The 15,385-nt window shown below is 49.9% G+C and carries 10 protein-coding genes, 2 tRNA genes and 1 pseudogene; 6 read left to right on the top strand and 7 right to left on the bottom strand.

What is annotated here, in order from left to right; all coding sequences use genetic code 11:
- Positions 1-190: 190 nt before the first annotated feature.
- Complete coding sequence (locus NFR90_RS08295) at positions 191-3,886, top strand: autotransporter family protein (protein WP_251452200.1); 3,696 nt, start codon at positions 191-193, stop codon at positions 3,884-3,886.
- Positions 3,887-4,124: 238 nt separating this feature from the next.
- On the opposite strand, the gene NFR90_RS08290 is transcribed toward NFR90_RS08295, so the two are convergent.
- From NFR90_RS08290 to NFR90_RS08280, 3 genes are read right to left on the bottom strand one after another with little or no spacing between them, the layout of a single operon-like run.
- Complete coding sequence (locus tag NFR90_RS08290) at positions 4,125-4,451, bottom strand: hypothetical protein (RefSeq protein WP_251452196.1); 327 nt, start codon at positions 4,449-4,451, stop codon at positions 4,125-4,127.
- Between the two features lie 30 nt (positions 4,452-4,481).
- Positions 4,482-5,816 (bottom strand): sodium-dependent transporter, encoded by a 1,335-nt coding sequence (locus tag NFR90_RS08285; protein ID WP_251452195.1) that lies wholly within the window; start codon positions 5,814-5,816, stop codon positions 4,482-4,484.
- A 24-nt stretch (positions 5,817-5,840) separates the two neighbouring features.
- Positions 5,841-7,175, bottom strand: a complete 1,335-nt coding sequence (locus NFR90_RS08280; RefSeq protein ID WP_251452194.1) for a sodium-dependent transporter — start codon at positions 7,173-7,175, stop codon at positions 5,841-5,843.
- A 539-nt stretch (positions 7,176-7,714) separates the two neighbouring features.
- On the opposite strand from NFR90_RS08280, the gene NFR90_RS08275 reads away from it, so the two are divergent.
- The gene (locus tag NFR90_RS08275; RefSeq protein WP_277612610.1) at positions 7,715-7,960 is read left to right on the top strand and encodes a sulfurtransferase TusA family protein; all 246 of its coding nucleotides are present in this window, start codon (positions 7,715-7,717) and stop codon (positions 7,958-7,960) included.
- A 24-nt stretch (positions 7,961-7,984) separates the two neighbouring features.
- Complete coding sequence (locus NFR90_RS08270) at positions 7,985-9,295, top strand: M20/M25/M40 family metallo-hydrolase (RefSeq protein WP_251452193.1); 1,311 nt, start codon at positions 7,985-7,987, stop codon at positions 9,293-9,295.
- A gap of 42 nt (positions 9,296-9,337) precedes the next feature.
- Here NFR90_RS08270 and NFR90_RS08265 read toward each other — a convergent pair whose 3' ends face one another.
- From NFR90_RS08265 to NFR90_RS08255, 3 genes are all read right to left on the bottom strand, one after another.
- Positions 9,338-10,555 (bottom strand): hypothetical protein, encoded by a 1,218-nt coding sequence (locus tag NFR90_RS08265; protein WP_251452192.1) that lies wholly within the window; start codon positions 10,553-10,555, stop codon positions 9,338-9,340.
- A 70-nt stretch (positions 10,556-10,625) separates the two neighbouring features.
- Positions 10,626-11,411 carry a hypothetical protein gene (locus NFR90_RS08260; protein WP_251452190.1) on the bottom strand — a complete coding sequence of 262 codons (786 nt, stop codon included), beginning with the start codon at positions 11,409-11,411 and terminating at the stop codon, positions 10,626-10,628.
- 139 nt (positions 11,412-11,550) lie between these two features.
- A complete protein-coding gene (locus NFR90_RS08255) occupies positions 11,551-12,960 on the bottom strand; it encodes a DASS family sodium-coupled anion symporter (protein ID WP_251452188.1) in 1,410 nt (469 codons plus the stop codon).
- Between the two features lie 336 nt (positions 12,961-13,296).
- On the opposite strand from NFR90_RS08255, the gene NFR90_RS08250 reads away from it, so the two are divergent.
- The 3 genes from NFR90_RS08250 (at position 13,297) to NFR90_RS08240 (ending at position 14,971) form a co-directional block, all read left to right on the top strand.
- Positions 13,297-13,373, top strand: a tRNA-Asp gene (locus tag NFR90_RS08250).
- Positions 13,374-13,612: 239 nt separating this feature from the next.
- Positions 13,613-14,758, top strand: a complete 1,146-nt coding sequence (locus NFR90_RS08245) for a M48 family metalloprotease (RefSeq protein ID WP_251452185.1) — start codon at positions 13,613-13,615, stop codon at positions 14,756-14,758.
- 136 nt (positions 14,759-14,894) lie between these two features.
- Positions 14,895-14,971: transfer RNA gene (locus NFR90_RS08240), tRNA-Asp, on the top strand.
- 172 nt (positions 14,972-15,143) lie between these two features.
- On the opposite strand, the pseudogene NFR90_RS08235 reads toward NFR90_RS08240, so the two are convergent.
- A pseudogene (locus NFR90_RS08235) lies at positions 15,144-15,385 on the bottom strand (IS1634 family transposase); the annotation flags it as partial.

The raw sequence follows: 15,385 nt of genomic DNA, 5'->3' as shown, positions 1-15,385 counted from the left end.
TTCTTCAAAAAACCAAAGAGTCAGCCGATTTAAAACTGCAGCACTGACTCTGGCCGTATTTGGCGCAATTTCCTTATCAGCGCCGGTCAATGCTCTGACAATCACTGCTGATACAAATGAAGCCAACGGACTTACACTGACAGATGCGAATCTTGAAAACGCATCAAACGGTTGGTACGGTTTATCCGTAGTGAATTCAACACTGAGCGGCAAAAACGAATTTAAAGCGTCCGTCAGTAAAACAGAGGCAGCCAATCAGTATTCGACCCTTAGTATCGTCGACCTTACCGATGCGCAGCTGCAGTGGCAGGGAAATGCCGCACTGTCTACAAATTCCGCCCTGACGACCCTCAACGCCATCAGCCTGAGAAACTCATCGGTTTCAATTGAAGGAGCTCTGACTGCTGACTTGACAGCAACAAGAGTCAATGAGAACTCAAAGGTATCATCTATCAACGTCGGTGAAGGAAAGTCTGCTTTAACGGTCTCCGGAAACCTGGATCTGAAAACCACAATGCAGGGCGATGCCGCATCTTATGAAGCAGGTTTGGATAAAGATGAGGACGGGGATCACTCAAAAGCCATAGGCATTTCTTCCCGTTCCGGCGGATCCCTGACCTTAAAGGCTGCGGAAACCAGAATTGAGTCAACCGCCGAAAAACTGCAGGCGACCGGTATTCTTGTTAGTGATAATTCAAGTCTTACAGGAAGCGGAGCCCTTACGATTAACGCGGTTTCCGGCCGTGATTCACAAACACTGTTCACGAGGGACGGGGGACGAGTTGTTTGGAACGGAGATGTGACGCTGTCATCTACACTCCACTCGCTTGATACTACGTTCGCAGACAACGAGGCCGGCAACGTTGGAATTTTTTATTCTGATCATGATACGTACGGCAGTGAAATCACACTGAACGGCAACGTCAGTTTGTATGTTGAAGCCTCTCGGAATAAACTTCCCGAGCAATCCGATATGCTGATCTACAACGTTGGTCTTGATACCGGTAAATATACGGAGTCTGACTCAGAAAAAATCACGATTGGCGGCGAAGGAAAAACCGTAACAATGAAATCGGTTATTTCCGGAGCACTTGTAGATAAGGATGTCGCTTGGAATATTTATATCGCTGAAGGTCAGCTCAATGTTTACGGTAAATCCATTGTGCTTGAAGCGGTGGCCAAAGGTAAAGGCGGAGCAGAATCCATTGCTATCGAGGGAGGTGAGGTTAATCTCGGCAGCCCTAACGGGACTGTGACCATTAAGGCGACAGCTGATGATCCAATGCTCACTTCGGCAATTTCCGTGATGAACGGTACATTGAATCTCTTTGGTGATGTCACTATTGAATCCGGTACAGTCCAGGTTTTCTCGGAAGATCTGGGTATTTCGGACTATGCTAAGGGCGCAATCAATGTAAAAGGCAACATTAATCTGCCCGATCTTTCCATTATCCAGGTTGGAAAACTCAACATCGAAGGCTCCGTAACGACCAACAGCGCTCAGGTGTTCGAAAACGCCGCCAGCGCAGCCCAAACGCAAATCGGAGCGCTTCTGTATGAAGACAAACTGGATTTTCAGGAAAATTCCAAGCTGATTCTGACGGATGCTGAATATACTGTCCAGTACCTTGCTGACATTAAAAACACGTTGGCGAATAAGCCGATTATCCAGATGAATGGAACATTAGTAGGAGGAACTGTTACTCTGGAGACGCTGCCGTTGCTCTCTGGAACTATTGTCTCGTCCGCGCAGCTGAAAGTTAACGGAAACGCCGCGATTACTGATGATCAATTTAGTGGTTCAGCAACGCTGGTCGGCGTCGGATCGGTTCAGGTCACAGACGGCCAGAGCATTACGATTGCCGCAGGAGATAATACATTTACGATTGTCGGCGCTAACGGCGGCGACCTGGTTTCCGGAAATAAGGGGCCAGTTAGCGTGATCGTAGGCAACGACGACAATTCCGGCAAACTCACCATTGGCGGCAGCGGCACTCAGGGCGGTGTGATTCAGGGTTCTCTGACCGTTAACGCCGGCTCATCCGTCAGCGTGGAAGGTAATTCAGGCGCTGCGGCGAACTTCCAGATTGCTTCCGACTTTATTGTGAAGACAGATGCGTCTGTCAGCCTGAAGGATGGAGCAATCCTATCAGTGGACAACGCTGTCGTTGATTACAAAGGCATCATTCGCATTGGTCAAAACAGCTTAACGGGTGTTGGCAAATTCGTGAGCCGATTCGTCAGCTTGGCAGGTTCAATTTTCCTTGACCCAGCCTGGGAAAATGGTACACCGGCGCTTGGCGCAATTGAAACTGTCGAAATGTCTGAGAGCGGCAATATCACGGTCGGACAGAACTCCGCTCTGGTCCTCGGTTCTCAGGACGCGGATTTGGCATTGAACGCAATGAATAAAGCGGGTCTGTCACTGTCAGAGAACGGTATCAAGTCTGCTCTCTACCTTGCCAAACCTCTGAATGTCGGAAACGGCTCTATCGTCGTGGACGGTTCGCTGACAAGTCCTGCTGAAGGTCAGTCGGGTGTCGTTTCCGTTGCGGCTGACAGTCTGCTCGCTGTCGAGATGACAGACGAGCTTGCGATCGGCAGTGAAACAGCGATTACCGGAGCTAGCCTCAATCTGGCCGACGGAAGCTCCGTTTTGCTTGCAGGAATGGAGAAACTCACTGTCAGTGACGATCTCAGCGTAAAGCTTGCGGACTCAGTCGTTGTTGGCGAGAACGTCAATATTTACGGCAGCAGCGGTCTGTGGTATGGATACGGATTTAAGGACGGTGTGATCACTGCCCAGTACGATCCGACACAGCTGTTGGTTGATAACGGTTTGACAGCGCCTAATGTTATGCGCGAAGCGCTTCTTACAAATGCGGAAAGCGCAGCTGCGCTTCGTGAGCTCATCAATGTGGGTGACTATGCAGGAGCCGCCCGCTGGATGAATCAGAGAGCGCTGTTTGCCTCTGCCGGTGCCGCTCAGGCAATGACCGTGACGATATCCTCGATGGTTACCGACACAATTGAGCAGCATGGCTCATTGATTTCCAGCTACAGTCATGACAAGGCCGGAGTCGATCTGTGGGTTAATGTGGACGGTCTTTTCACTCGTGCAAACTCCTACGAAGCCGGAAGTTCGAAGTACGGCTACAGAGCGGATCTTGCCGGAGTCACATTTGGTGCAGATTACGCGATGGGCAACGGTTTGGCTGCCGGTTTAGCCGTTTCACTCGGTAAAGGCAATGCCAGAAGCCGCGGCGAAGCCTCCGGTATAAAGAACAAGATCGAATACTGGGGCCTGAATCTCTACGGTGCATGGAACACTCAGTATGCCAACGTGATCGGATCTCTCGGTTACATCCGGTCTGAAAACGATATGAGATCTGCCGGCCTTAAAGCTAAGCCCGATACGAAGGCTCTGACGGCAGCCGTTCGTGTAGAAAAAGACCTGAGTATTGGTGATGCGTTTACAGTAACACCGCATATCGGAGCTCGTTATTCGCACATTAAGCTGGATAACTTCGGCACCGCAGGATTCCGTTATTCAGCGGAAAAAGCGAATTTGTTCCAGATCCCGGTCGGCGTCGCGGTTAAAGGAAATTACGATGCCGCCTGCGGGGCGAAGGTTAAACCGTTCCTGGATCTCACGGTTTCTCCGACCATGGGTGACAAGAAAGTCAGCAACCGTTTCGCGCTTGAAGGCTCTTCGGCTTCGGATTCCATCGAAACCCGAATTGCGAACACCGCACTGTTTAACGCGAAATTTGGTTTGGAAGCGACTCGCGGAAATCATAGTCTCGGTGTGAGCTATGGCTTTGGTGCAGGCGATAAAGGCCGCATTGATCAGGCTCTGCAGGCGAAATATCGCTATGTCTTCTAGTTTCCGGCTTCTTGTTTAGCTTTGCAGAAACCGCCTTCGGGCGGTTTCTGCGCTTAAGCATTTACTAAACCGGTGGAGGTTTACTCTCAGCGATTTGCGCAGCATTCTCACGCATTCGAACAGGAAAAATTTGCCGAAGCAGCTGATGTTTGAACTAAATGCGTCCTCGTTTTTGAGCACGCAAAAAAAGACGGCCTCATGAAGAAAGAGGCCGTCCTTATTAAAGGAAACTAAACTGCTATGCCTGCTTTGCTTTCTCAAGCACGTAGGCGGCAAGTTCTTTTGCGGCTTCTTCGGCGCGCTCCGGAGTCGCATCAAAGATTTCAGCCAGAAGACGCTCGCTGACAAGTTCCGGATTAAAACGAAGCGTCAGGTCGTTGCCGTTCATCTCGCAGGAATGAAAGGCGCTGTCCGGGCTGCATTCCGAGGCGATTTCGGCAACTTTGCCTTTAGCCAGCATCGCAATGATCGGATTTTTAAAAGCCAGCTCAACATGATTTGCTGAGATGTTCTTGAGATTTACAAAATCTCTGGCCTTGTATAACTGTTCAATGGGTAGTGCCATTTATTTTTCCTTCAATGTAGTTGGCTTATTCTAATTGATCAGGCCGGAAATAAGAACCGCGAGAACAAGCGCAGGACAAAATACACCGATAATCAGCCGCATAATCTTAACGCGAGTCGGGTAGGCCGCAATAGTCGTCCATTCGGTGTGAACCCGATCCCACGCGGTCCAGGCGCAAAGCATGCATGCGATAATGCCGCCGATCGGAAGTCCGAGATTTGATACTAAGAAGTCCGCCAAATCAAATACCGTCTTGCCAAAGAATTTGACATCGGCAAGCACTCCGAAGGACAGCGCGCAAGGAACGCTTAGAATCAGCATGAAGATAAGACAGACAGCAACGGCAACAGGGCGGCTGAGTTTCAGTTCCTGAACCATCCAGGTAATGTCAATCTCCAACATCGACACGGCTGATGTGAGCGCTGCAACAACCAAACAGCAGAAAAAGACGATCGCGAAAAATTGTCCGGCAGGAAGCATGGAAAAGATCGCCGGCATCGTGATAAACGTCAGACCGGGACCGGCTGCAGGATCCATGCCGAAGGCGAAATTCGAGGGAAGAATCATTAAGCCGGCCATCAGCGAAATAAGCAGCGAAAGCGTGACAATCCAGAAGGTTGAACTGATCAGGTCGGTCTTTTTATCAATATAGGCTCCATAGGTCACCATGCAGCCGGCACCTACGGAATAGGAGAAAAATACAAGCCCCATCGCGTCAAGAAGCGCCTTCCAGCTGAATTTCGAAAAGTCCGGCATAAACAGATATTCCACGCCTTTCCAAGCGCCCGGCTGACAAAGTCCCGTGACGATCAGGATGCACATAAAAATAAATAACAGCGGCATCAGGATTTTGGAACAGAGTTCGATGCCGCCGCGAATGCCAAAAGCAACAACGAATCCGACAAGGGCGAGGAAGCCCACTTGAGCGCAAACGGCGATCGAAGGCGAAGAGGAGAGTTCTCCGAAAAGAGAACCAAGCGCCTGGGGAGTCGAAGCCGAAAAACCGACAATTGACTCAAACAGGTACATAAGACACCAGCCGCCCACGACAGAATAAAACGAGAGGACAACAAAGCCGATCAGAATGCCCAGATATCCAAGTACTGACCAGAAGGGGCCTCCGAGATTTCGGTAAGCGGTAACAATTCCTCCTTTTCCCGCTTTGCCGAGTGTGATTTCGGCAAGCAGCAGGCCGAAAGCCAGCGTGAAAGAAAAGAAAATATATGGAATCAGGAAAGCGGCGCCGCCTTCTGCGCCCGCCATGTATGGAAATTTCCAAATCGCTCCGAGGCCAATCGCGGCTCCGACGCTCGCAAGAATAAATCCAGCTTTTCCTGTAAACGTTTTTTCTTTGGGACGTGCCATTTTTATTATTTGTATATTTAAGCGTTAAAGGAAGTTAGAAATCGCAACAACTGCGATAAAGCAGGGAGCAACAAACGCAAGCATGAACCGTACAAATTTCATGTAGCCCGGAGAGCGCTTTTTGTTGACGTTCAGTTCATAACTGGTTTTGTCGAAGAAGAACCAGCCGGTGAGCGCAATAACAAAGATGGCGCTGAGCGGCATGAGAATGTTGCAGGCAAGATAATCGGTCGCGTCAAAGATGTTCTTTCCGAGGATCGTATAGTCAGACCAAGGTCCCATCGACAGCGCGGCCGGGATCGAACAGATAGTCAGCGCAACGAAAAGCGCGAAGGAAGCGCCTTTGCGGCTGAACTTCCATTCATCCATCAGATAAGCGAGCGGAACTTCAAAGAGGGAAATCATCGAGGTCAGAGCCGCGACAAGAAGGCAGCCGTAAAAACAAACTGCAAACACATTGCCTAAAGGAATGTGAGAGAACACTGCGGGCATTGTAATAAAGGTGAGTCCGGGACCCGCGGACGGATTAAGACCGAAGGCGATAACGGGAGGAATAACCATCAGTCCGGCAAGAATGCAGGAGATGAACGCCAGAACGGCAACCCAAATCGCTGAAGAGGGAATGTCTTCCGAGTGGTGAATGTATGAGCCGTAAGTAATCATAATGCCCATGCCGACGGATAGGGAGAAGAAAGTAAAGCCCATCGCATTCAGCAGAGAGTTTGCCGTCACTTCGTCCCATCTCGGCGAGAAGAGGAACTTCAGTCCTTCCATGGCGCCGGGCAGTGTAAGACCGCGGATAATCAGGACAACCATCAGCACAAAAAGAAGCGGCATAAGAATCTTGGAGATTCTTTCAATTCCCTTATTGACACCGAAGATCAGAACACCGGCAGTGATGGCAAGGAAACCTGTCTGATAAACAATTGCGGAAACAGGAGAACTGACGGTAAGTTTGAATGTTTTTTCAAGCAGTGCAAGGTCGCTTGAGGCGGCGTTTCCGCGGATCGCTTCAAAGAGGTAGGTCAGACACCAGCCGCCTACGGTACTGTAGTAGGTCATAATGACAAAGGCGGTCAGCACACCGATAAATCCCAGCGGAATCCAGGCTTTGCCCGCGATTCGTTTAAAACTGGTGACCACGCTACCGCGTCCGGCTCTGCCGATAATCATTTCTGCCATGATCAAAATGACGCCGAAGAACAGTACCATGGCGATGAACGGCAGAATAAAAGCTGAACCGCCGTTGGCACCTGCCATGTAGGGGAATTTCCAAATAGCACCGAGGCCGACAGCCGAGCCGGTCGCAGCTAAAACTAAGCCTATTTTGGAGCTCCAATTGGAGCGAGCATCAGACATTAACTACTCCTAATTTCTTCTTTTGGTGAAAAACATCTTCGATTATGGATGAAAACACGGATTAAATTCGCTAAAACCGCTACTAATTGCTGTAATTGCCGCAAAATGAGGAAAAAATACTTTTATCGTGGGCAATTAGAAAATTAGAGACAGCAGAAAAACAGTAACTGCGGCTCTGATCACGTACATAGGTAGTGATATGTCGCTTATCTCAAATGGAATAAGTAGTTGTACTAATCATTGACAGGATAATGCTCTAAGAATAAAAATGATTCGGCAATAAAAACAGCAAAAAATGTCAGTATTTCTATTGATTTAAGGATGCGTATGGTTTACTATGAACACGTGGTTTGAGGTGGTTGTGTAAAAACAACCGTTTATCCTGGTTGGAAACCCTGCTCACAAGCTGAGCAGGTTTTTTTTGACCTTATTGCCGACATCCGCTGCCGCCCAAAAGTAATATAGCGTCCGTCAAATCGCTTTTAGAAGACGTTTAAAGCTAAAATTTTCCATATACACATTAATTAATGAGGCGGATTGTGTCTGAGAACACTTTTGATCAAACGCTTGATGTTAAAGGACTGAAATGTCCGATGCCGATGCTGAAAACTAAAAAGGCGCTGGCGAAGATGGAGCCGGGGCAGACGCTGCTTGTGCTTGCCACCGATCCGCATGCGGTCCGCGACCTAAGTCAGTTTGCCGATCAGACCGGAAATAAAATGCTTTCTTCCTGTGAAAACGACGGGATTTACGAAATTCTCATGCAGAGAAAATCGGAAAGCTGATTCTCATAAGAGAGGAGAAATCATATGTCTCACTTAACCGACCGTATTCCGCTTCTTCCTGAATCTGCGGCAGCCGTCCAAGCGGTTCTTAATGATCCGAAAGTAAAGAAAGTGCTGGAGCAGGCCGTCTCCCAGGAAATCTTTACGATTGAGGAGCAGATTGAGATCTGCGAAGTTCCCGCGCCTCCGATGCGGGAACAAAAAAGAGCGGAATTAATCGCGCAGAAAATTCGAAGCTACGGTCTTGAGGCGGAGATTGATCCTGTTGGGAATGTTATCGCCCGTTTCAAAGGCGTTGAGCCTGACGGTCCGGTCTGCGCCGTGACAGCGCATATGGACAACAGCTTCCCTGAGGGCACGAACACCTCGGTGCGCCGCCAGAGCGGAAAACTTTTTGCGCCCGGTATTTCGGATGCGTCCCGAGGACTCGCCTGCATGCTGCAGGTGATCCGTATGCTGGTGAACTCCGGTGTCCAAACGAAAGGAGACATCCTCTTTATCGGAACGGTCGGGCAGGAAGCGGAAGGCGATCTGCGCGGCGTCAAGCGTATTTTCTACAGCTCCGGCATTCATATCGACGGAGTATTGGTCATTGACGGGGCTGATCCCGGACGAATCCTTTACGGATCCACCGGATCTAAACGCTATAAGATTGAATACACCGGTCCTGGCGGTCACAGCTTCCTGAATTTCGGTCAGTATCCGAGCGCGACACAGGCGCTTTGTCGGGCAGGGACGATGCTTTCGGATCTGGAGGTGCCGCAGGAGCCGAGAACCACTTTTGCGCTTGCCACAATGAAAGGCGGATCTTCCGTTAACGCAATCGCCGAGCATGCTGAATGCGAGGTGGATTTGAGAAGCGAAGACGCTCAGGTGCTCGATCGTTTGGTTAAGGAGGCGCTGCCGCTCTTTGAACTCGGCGCACAATTGGAAAACGCGCGCTGGAAAGTCACGGATCCTTCCCTGCAGATTACGTGCAAAGTGACGCCTATCGGTTATCGTCCTGCCGGCAGTCAAAAGCCCACGAGCCCTGTGCTTCAGGCCGCTCGCGCCGCTCAGGAGGCGCTTGGAATCGAAATGACCGCCTATATGAGCGCTTCAACCGATCAAAATGTGCCAATGTCTATCGGAATTCCCTCAACAACACTTGGCGCAGGCGGCCGGGAAGGGTTCAACCACTCGCTTTCCGAATGGTATGAGCCGGTTCGTTCCTATGAAGGTCCTCAGCTTTGCCTGCTGACCGCGCTGACACTGATCGGTATTGACGGAGGAGCCGCGCCTCTGCTGCCTGTTTACACGGCATCTCCCGCCGCGGAGTGGCAGGACAGTCTCTAGCGAGATAAAGAATCGGCTGCCTTGGGCAGCCGATTTCAGAATTTAGAAAGGATTGTGCGCGGTGTAGATTTGCATGCCGTTTGAGAGCACGGTTATCTTATCCGGCGATTTATTGGCGACGATCTGGGCCTCAAATTTGTCCTTATCAACACGCGTATAAGCCTTTCTCGGCACAAACATCTGAACGAGCGCGCCGATCTGAGGCTCTTTGCCCAAGAGGTTCAGATTCAAAGACGCAAACTGCGGTTTATCCGGAAGCCAGCGCAGATCACCCGACATATTCAGTTGGTATGCCTTAGTCTTTATGACGGTTGGATTCAGCTTCAGCCAGACGTCGCCGCTGAGGAACGAATTACCTAAACGTTCAAGCGCATCTCTTGAAACTGCGGCTTCATCTCCTATAAGTAGATTCGTGACCGCATCGTACATTTCCGGATCATTGGGAATATGAGTCTCAATCTGAGGATTAGCGCTTTCAATTGTGGATTTCAAACCGCTGATGCGTGCGGACAGATTCTGCAGATCAATTTTAGAGATCTGCGTAATTTCTGAAGGCTTTTTAGTGAGTGCAATGTCAAAAGAGACAGATTCAATCTTGATTGTGTCTTTTCCGTTAACCGTAGAGAGCCCGTTGAGAGCAGCTGAGAAATTTGAAGATTCGGAACCTTGAGAAGTCAGCCTGCCTGTGATTGAGCCGGACTGAATCACCTCTGTCGGCGAGAGACGCAGCGCGAAATTTTGAATATCAAAGACCGCATTGGCAGAATTGAATTTTAGATTTCCATCAGAACTGCTGGCCATATCCGGCAAAGCTTTTAGACTGACTTTACCGATCTCAAGCGCGGTGCCTGCAGATTCGTCTCTGGCCGAGAAAGGTTTGGACGCAAATTCCAGCACTTTAGGGATGAAACGATAATTTAAATCGACAGTGAGCGTCGGATCGGCGCTCTTGATTGCTTCGTTAAAAAGCGGCCGAGAGCTTGTCGCAAGCATCTTCATATTCGCGTGCGGCTTAAGACCGAAACTAACGCTGCCGCCAAAATGCACATCACCCTTATTTAAGATGAATTCGCGGCCGAAGATCGAAGAATTCGAGATCTCAACTGAGACATCTTTAAAGTTCTCGCCGAGGTAGCGAGAAGGATTTTCAGCGAATTGATCAAAGTGCGAAGCCTGGGTATGGATAAGAAATCCGTATGCTGCAGAGCAGACTAGGGTAGCGGCGACGACGCCGGTACCGATTTTTTGAGCGGTGTTCATAACTTCCGGAGCAGATATAAAAAAACGCGGCAGACTGAGCGTCCATGACACGGCGGCTTTTGATGAACCGCTATTGCGTGACGCCTTCAGCTACCTCTCCACCCAAATTATTGTACCACCCGCCCTTCGGATCGGGCGCCTGACTCTCATTGGGTACATTGTCCGGCTCGGCAAAGAACTTATCAAGCGAAATCTTATCCTGAATAACTTTAATGCACCGGTAAAAGAGCTGTTCATCAAGCTTATCGAGACCAACAAATTCACCCTGGAAGGTGTAGGCGGCCCGTGAGATTTCAAACGACTTTTGTTTGTAGGGGGCGTTGGGTTCGTCGGCAATCACGCCGCTTTGGACAAAGACGCTTTCCTCCTGAATGCCGGAAGTCACTTTTTTATCCGAGGAATTGATAAATGTGATTCTCATCTTTCCGACCTTGCGCTCCGTCCAGCGCAGTGTCGGAAGGATTGGAATGTAGCGGGTTCCCGGGTCTTCCGCGGAATCGGAAATTTCTACAAAGACGGTGCCGTCGAGCCCTCTGTCATTGATTACGGCCAACCCTGAGGATTCAAAGAGTTTTGACAGCAGTTTATTTAAATCTTCCCGATAGAGCCATTCGACGGAGTTTTCTAAAACCCCCGCGGAATCGAGATCGAGTCCCTGAATGATGATACGGGTTTTAAGTGAGAGGTTAAGCGGAACTTCCGGCCTTTTGATTTGATCGGGTTCGGTTAGCTGAGAATTGACGTCAAACCAGCCGTGTTTCGGGGTGGCGACAGAGATTCCGGTCGAAGCCAGTCCGAGTAGAGAGCAGCCCTGAAGCATCAGGCAGCAGACGGCAGCGGCGGCAAGCTTTCTCATAGTTATTTCTCGTCGACTCGTTGTGGATGAGAGGCTCTAGTATATACGTATCATTGGAATTTCCAATGAGTACTTTCGCAAATAAAGGAAAGGGCGTCCGAGGACGCCCTTTGATCAGAGACTTACATTGCCAAGCCGATTAGTACAGACCGATGATCTTCCACCAAGCCATACCGACGGTGAGCCAAATCACCACGTTAACCGTTGTGATGATAAAGCCGTTTCTCCACCATTCACCCTGAGAAACGTAGCCGGCGCCGAAGTAGACCGGGCCGCAGCCGTTACCGTAGTGGGTCAGAGAGATTGGGAGGTTGGCAAAGCAGCCGAAGGTGAGCGCGACCAGGAGAGCCGGAACGCCGCAGGCGGCCGCAACTGCAACGAATGCAGCGTACATCGCGGAAATACGCGCTGTAACGGAAGCGAAGCAGTAGTGCGAGTAGATGTAAATCAGCGAGATGACCACGAAGGATGTGATCCAGCCGAGGTTGGCGGCAGCGATTGCGCCGCCGATCATCTTGGCGAGCCAGGCGATAAAGCCAGATTTTGCCAAGGCGGTTGCCAGAGCGACGAGGCCTCCCATCCAGAACATAGCATCCCAAGCGCCTTTTTCGGAGAGGATGTCTTTCCAGTCAAGCACTTTGCAGATCAGCATGATTGCGACGGCAAGCATGGCGACCGGTGTCGCGCCGAGTTTTGTCCAGCTTCCGGTTGCCCAGAGGATGAGACACATGACGAAGACGAAGGCAAGTACTTTTTCCTGAAGGTTCATCGGGCCCATCTTCTGCAGTTCGCTGACAGCGAGGTCGTGCGCACCGGGGATTGCCTTGATTTCAGGAGGAGAAAGCTTGAGCATCAGAAGCGGGACGAGGAACAGGGAGATCAGACCCGGGACGATAGCAGCGATGGCCCAGCCCATCCAGGTGATTTCAACACCGACAGCAGACGCGGCTAAGCCGACGCAGAGCGGGTTTCCGGCCATGGATGTCAGGAACATCATGCAGGTGACCGCGTCAGTGTGATAACCGACCTGCATCAGGTATTTACCGATCTTGCCGGCTGTGGGTCCGGGTTCGGAACCGAACGCGCTGGCAAGAGACTGAACGATCGGATAGAAAACGCCGCCTCCTCGTGCGGTTGCCGAAGGCATCGCCGGAGAAACGATCAGCTCGGAGAGCGCGATCGAGTAGCCGAGAGAGAGGGAAGAACGGCCGATGTATTTGATGATCAGGAACGCGATTCTTCTGCCAAAGCCGGTTTTAATAAAGGCTCGGGAGAGGAAGAAGGCGCAGACGATCAGCCAAATTGTGCCGTTGCCGAAGCCCATCAGGGCCTGACCGGTTTTGAGGACGCCGGTGATCGCGCAGAAAGTTAATGCGATGAAAGCGACGGCACCCATTGAAATCGGCTGAAGAATAAAGCCGGCGATAGTGGCCGCAAAGACCGCGAACAGATGCCATGCGTTAGGCGTTAGGCCTTGAGGAGTCGGTATAAACCAAATCACAAAGCCGATGGCCAAAACGATGATCCAGCTTCTTAGGGATTTGCTCATTTTGTATCTACCTGTGGGTTGTTATAAGGATTTAGTGTTATTACATTTGTTAAGGTTTATTAACAAATCGTAACAAGGTTGATTGTATTCCTACTCTTGGTATTTCAACACTCTACAAAGGGTAATCCCGAATAATTCTCAGGCAATTCATTTGTTCGGCAAAGAAATCGTTTTGCTGACACGGCGTTTACATTTTTTTACCCGAATTAAAGTAGCGATGACTCAATAAGTTAAAAGCTTTTGGCTTTCAGAGGGTCTCAAAAAAGGGTATTTCGACTTGCACGATTTTTGAATCTCTGTAAAATTCGCTTCACCTCGAAACGAGAGTTAGAGCGAGGAGTGGTAGTTCAGTTGGTTAGAATACCGGCCTGTCACGCCGGGGGTCGCGGGTTCGAGTCCCGTCCACTCCGCCAGAATTCAAGAGCCCGGTTTTCCGGGCTTTTTCATTGCTCCTAATGGGTGAATAAGTCGCCCGATCCCGCCTTACAAGACTATCTTCTGACTTCAGTAATCGTAGTAATTCAAGGAAGTCAAAATGAACAGTGGTCTTACCTTCGAGACGATTTACCTGATCTTCCTTCTTGGAAATATCGTCTTGAGTGTTTTTCTTTATTTAAGACAAGTCCGGCTCATTAATCAGGAGAGAGGGCGGGTGCCTCACGTTTTTGCCGGTCAGGTTTCCATTGAGGCGCACCAATCGGCTGCGGATAAATGTCTGCGGATTGATCAGCTTTATGAAATCAGGCATATCGTGTTTCTGCTTCTTGTCTTTATTCTTTCGTTCTGCGGTCTTTTGCCATGGCAGGCCTCGGTGACGGCAGAATTTTTCGGTGACGGCGTTTTTGCTCAGACAGCGGTTGTGCTCGAAGCGGCTGCGCTCTTTCTGATTGTGGACGCTCTGTTTGCGGTTTCTTCGCAAAGCGGAACCGGAGGGCTGTATTTCTCGGCCCTGAGTAATCGGCCGCTTGCGCTCCTAATTGGTTTAGTGAGCGGACTTATTTTATTAATAGTGACATTTGCGCTGTGGGACTCAGAAATGATGGGCTGGTGGTTTTGGTCGTGGCTGATATCTGCGTTTCTAGTACCGGCTTCCGTTTGGCTTTATGAAGTGCTTGCTTTTAGAGGCAGGCCAATGCCGGAGAGTCCGCTGAAGGATCGTCTTAATGAATTTCTCACTAAAGCCGGATTTTTTTCCGGCAGTGTTTTTCTTTCGGACCGCTCTGCCGCTTCGCGTCCCGTGCGGATTGTGGGTTTAGGCAGCGCACGAAAAATTATTCTCGAGTCACGGCTGATTGATCAGCTGACTCCTTTAGAGACAGAGGCGCTGATTGCTATTGAGATAGGCCGAACCAAGTACTGCTCTGCCGTCAAAGCTTCAGTGATCTTTATGTTCCTTTCCTTCTTCTTTTTCATCTTTCTTGAGCTTGCGGTGCAGCAGCCCTGGTTCTATCAGGGGCTCGGCGTAAATCCGTCTGAAGTAATCGGACATGGAGAAGCGTTTGTCTTATACAGCATGGCAGTATTTGTCTTCATGTTTCCGCTGATTCCGATCAAGAATCTCTTCATGCGGAGTGTGGAAGAGAATGCGGAGCGTTTTTCCGTCAAGCTTTTGGATTGGAACTCTATGATCAGCGCGATAGTCAAAGCGTTTGCCGATAAGGCCGGGTCAATTGCGGCCGATCCGCTGTATAGAATTTTTTATATCTCTCATCCGGACGAACTCTGCCGCATTAAAGCGATCCAGAGAATGGCGCCGAGGCATACGCGTCAGAGAGATTCCTGGCTTCCGAATGCATAACGAATAGGGCGGTAACAGGAATTTTGAAACTAAAGAAATAAAATTTTACAAGTGCTTTTCGTCTTCAAGTTGCGAAAATTTTTCGATAAGGTAGAATCTCGTTTTCTCGATGACGTGAGTCGTTGAGAAGACAAATGGAGTGGTAGTTCAGTTGGTTAGAATACCGGCCTGTCACGCCGGGGGTCGCGGGTTCGAGTCCCGTCCACTCCGCCAAAATTCCTGAGCCCGGATTTATCCGGGCTTTTCCATTTTCGGTTTAATCGCCAAGCAGAGCGGGGCAGTCCGGACCTGAATTCCCGCTCCTAGATTACAAAAATCGGGCTGAAATATTGCAGAATCTAGAGCCTCTAGCAGAGGCTCAGCTCTTAATCCGAAGGCATCTTCTTTAGAAGTCTGTCTCTTCTTCGTCGTCTTCGTAGACTTGGGCCTTTTCGGGCTCTGCATCAGGAACCGGAACTCCAAGGGCTTCAAATAACATCCGCCTTTTCCCTGCGATTTCACCGAAATAGTAACCTCCGCAGAATCTGGTCTGCATTACATTGTTCAAAGTGTCCAGAACTCTGCAGTCACTGTCATACACCATCGGCAGACTATTATTCTTTTTGCACTCCTCACTGTATTTTCTCA

The organism is Parasutterella muris, from assembly GCF_943193095.1.
Classification (GTDB): Bacteria; Pseudomonadota; Gammaproteobacteria; order Burkholderiales; family Burkholderiaceae_F; genus Parasutterella; species Parasutterella muris.
The sequence above is the reverse complement of the archived record's forward strand: the minus strand, read 5'-3'. Positions and strand labels throughout refer to the sequence as shown.

Bases quoted from the DNA above. Each gene is read 5' to 3' on its own strand.
- NFR90_RS08290 (WP_251452196.1), bottom strand. From the start codon at position 4,451: ATGGCACTACCCATTGAACAGTTATACAAGGCCAGAGATTTTGTAAAT.
- NFR90_RS08285 (WP_251452195.1), bottom strand. From the start codon at position 5,816: ATGGCACGTCCCAAAGAAAAAACGTTTACAGGAAAAGCTGGATTTATT.
- NFR90_RS08280 (WP_251452194.1), bottom strand. From the start codon at position 7,175: ATGTCTGATGCTCGCTCCAATTGGAGCTCCAAAATAGGCTTAGTTTTA.
- NFR90_RS08270 (WP_251452193.1), top strand. From the start codon at position 7,985: ATGTCTCACTTAACCGACCGTATTCCGCTTCTTCCTGAATCTGCGGCA.
- NFR90_RS08265 (WP_251452192.1), bottom strand. From the start codon at position 10,555: ATGAACACCGCTCAAAAAATCGGTACCGGCGTCGTCGCCGCTACCCTA.
- NFR90_RS08260 (WP_251452190.1), bottom strand. From the start codon at position 11,411: ATGAGAAAGCTTGCCGCCGCTGCCGTCTGCTGCCTGATGCTTCAGGGC.
- NFR90_RS08255 (WP_251452188.1), bottom strand. From the start codon at position 12,960: ATGAGCAAATCCCTAAGAAGCTGGATCATCGTTTTGGCCATCGGCTTT.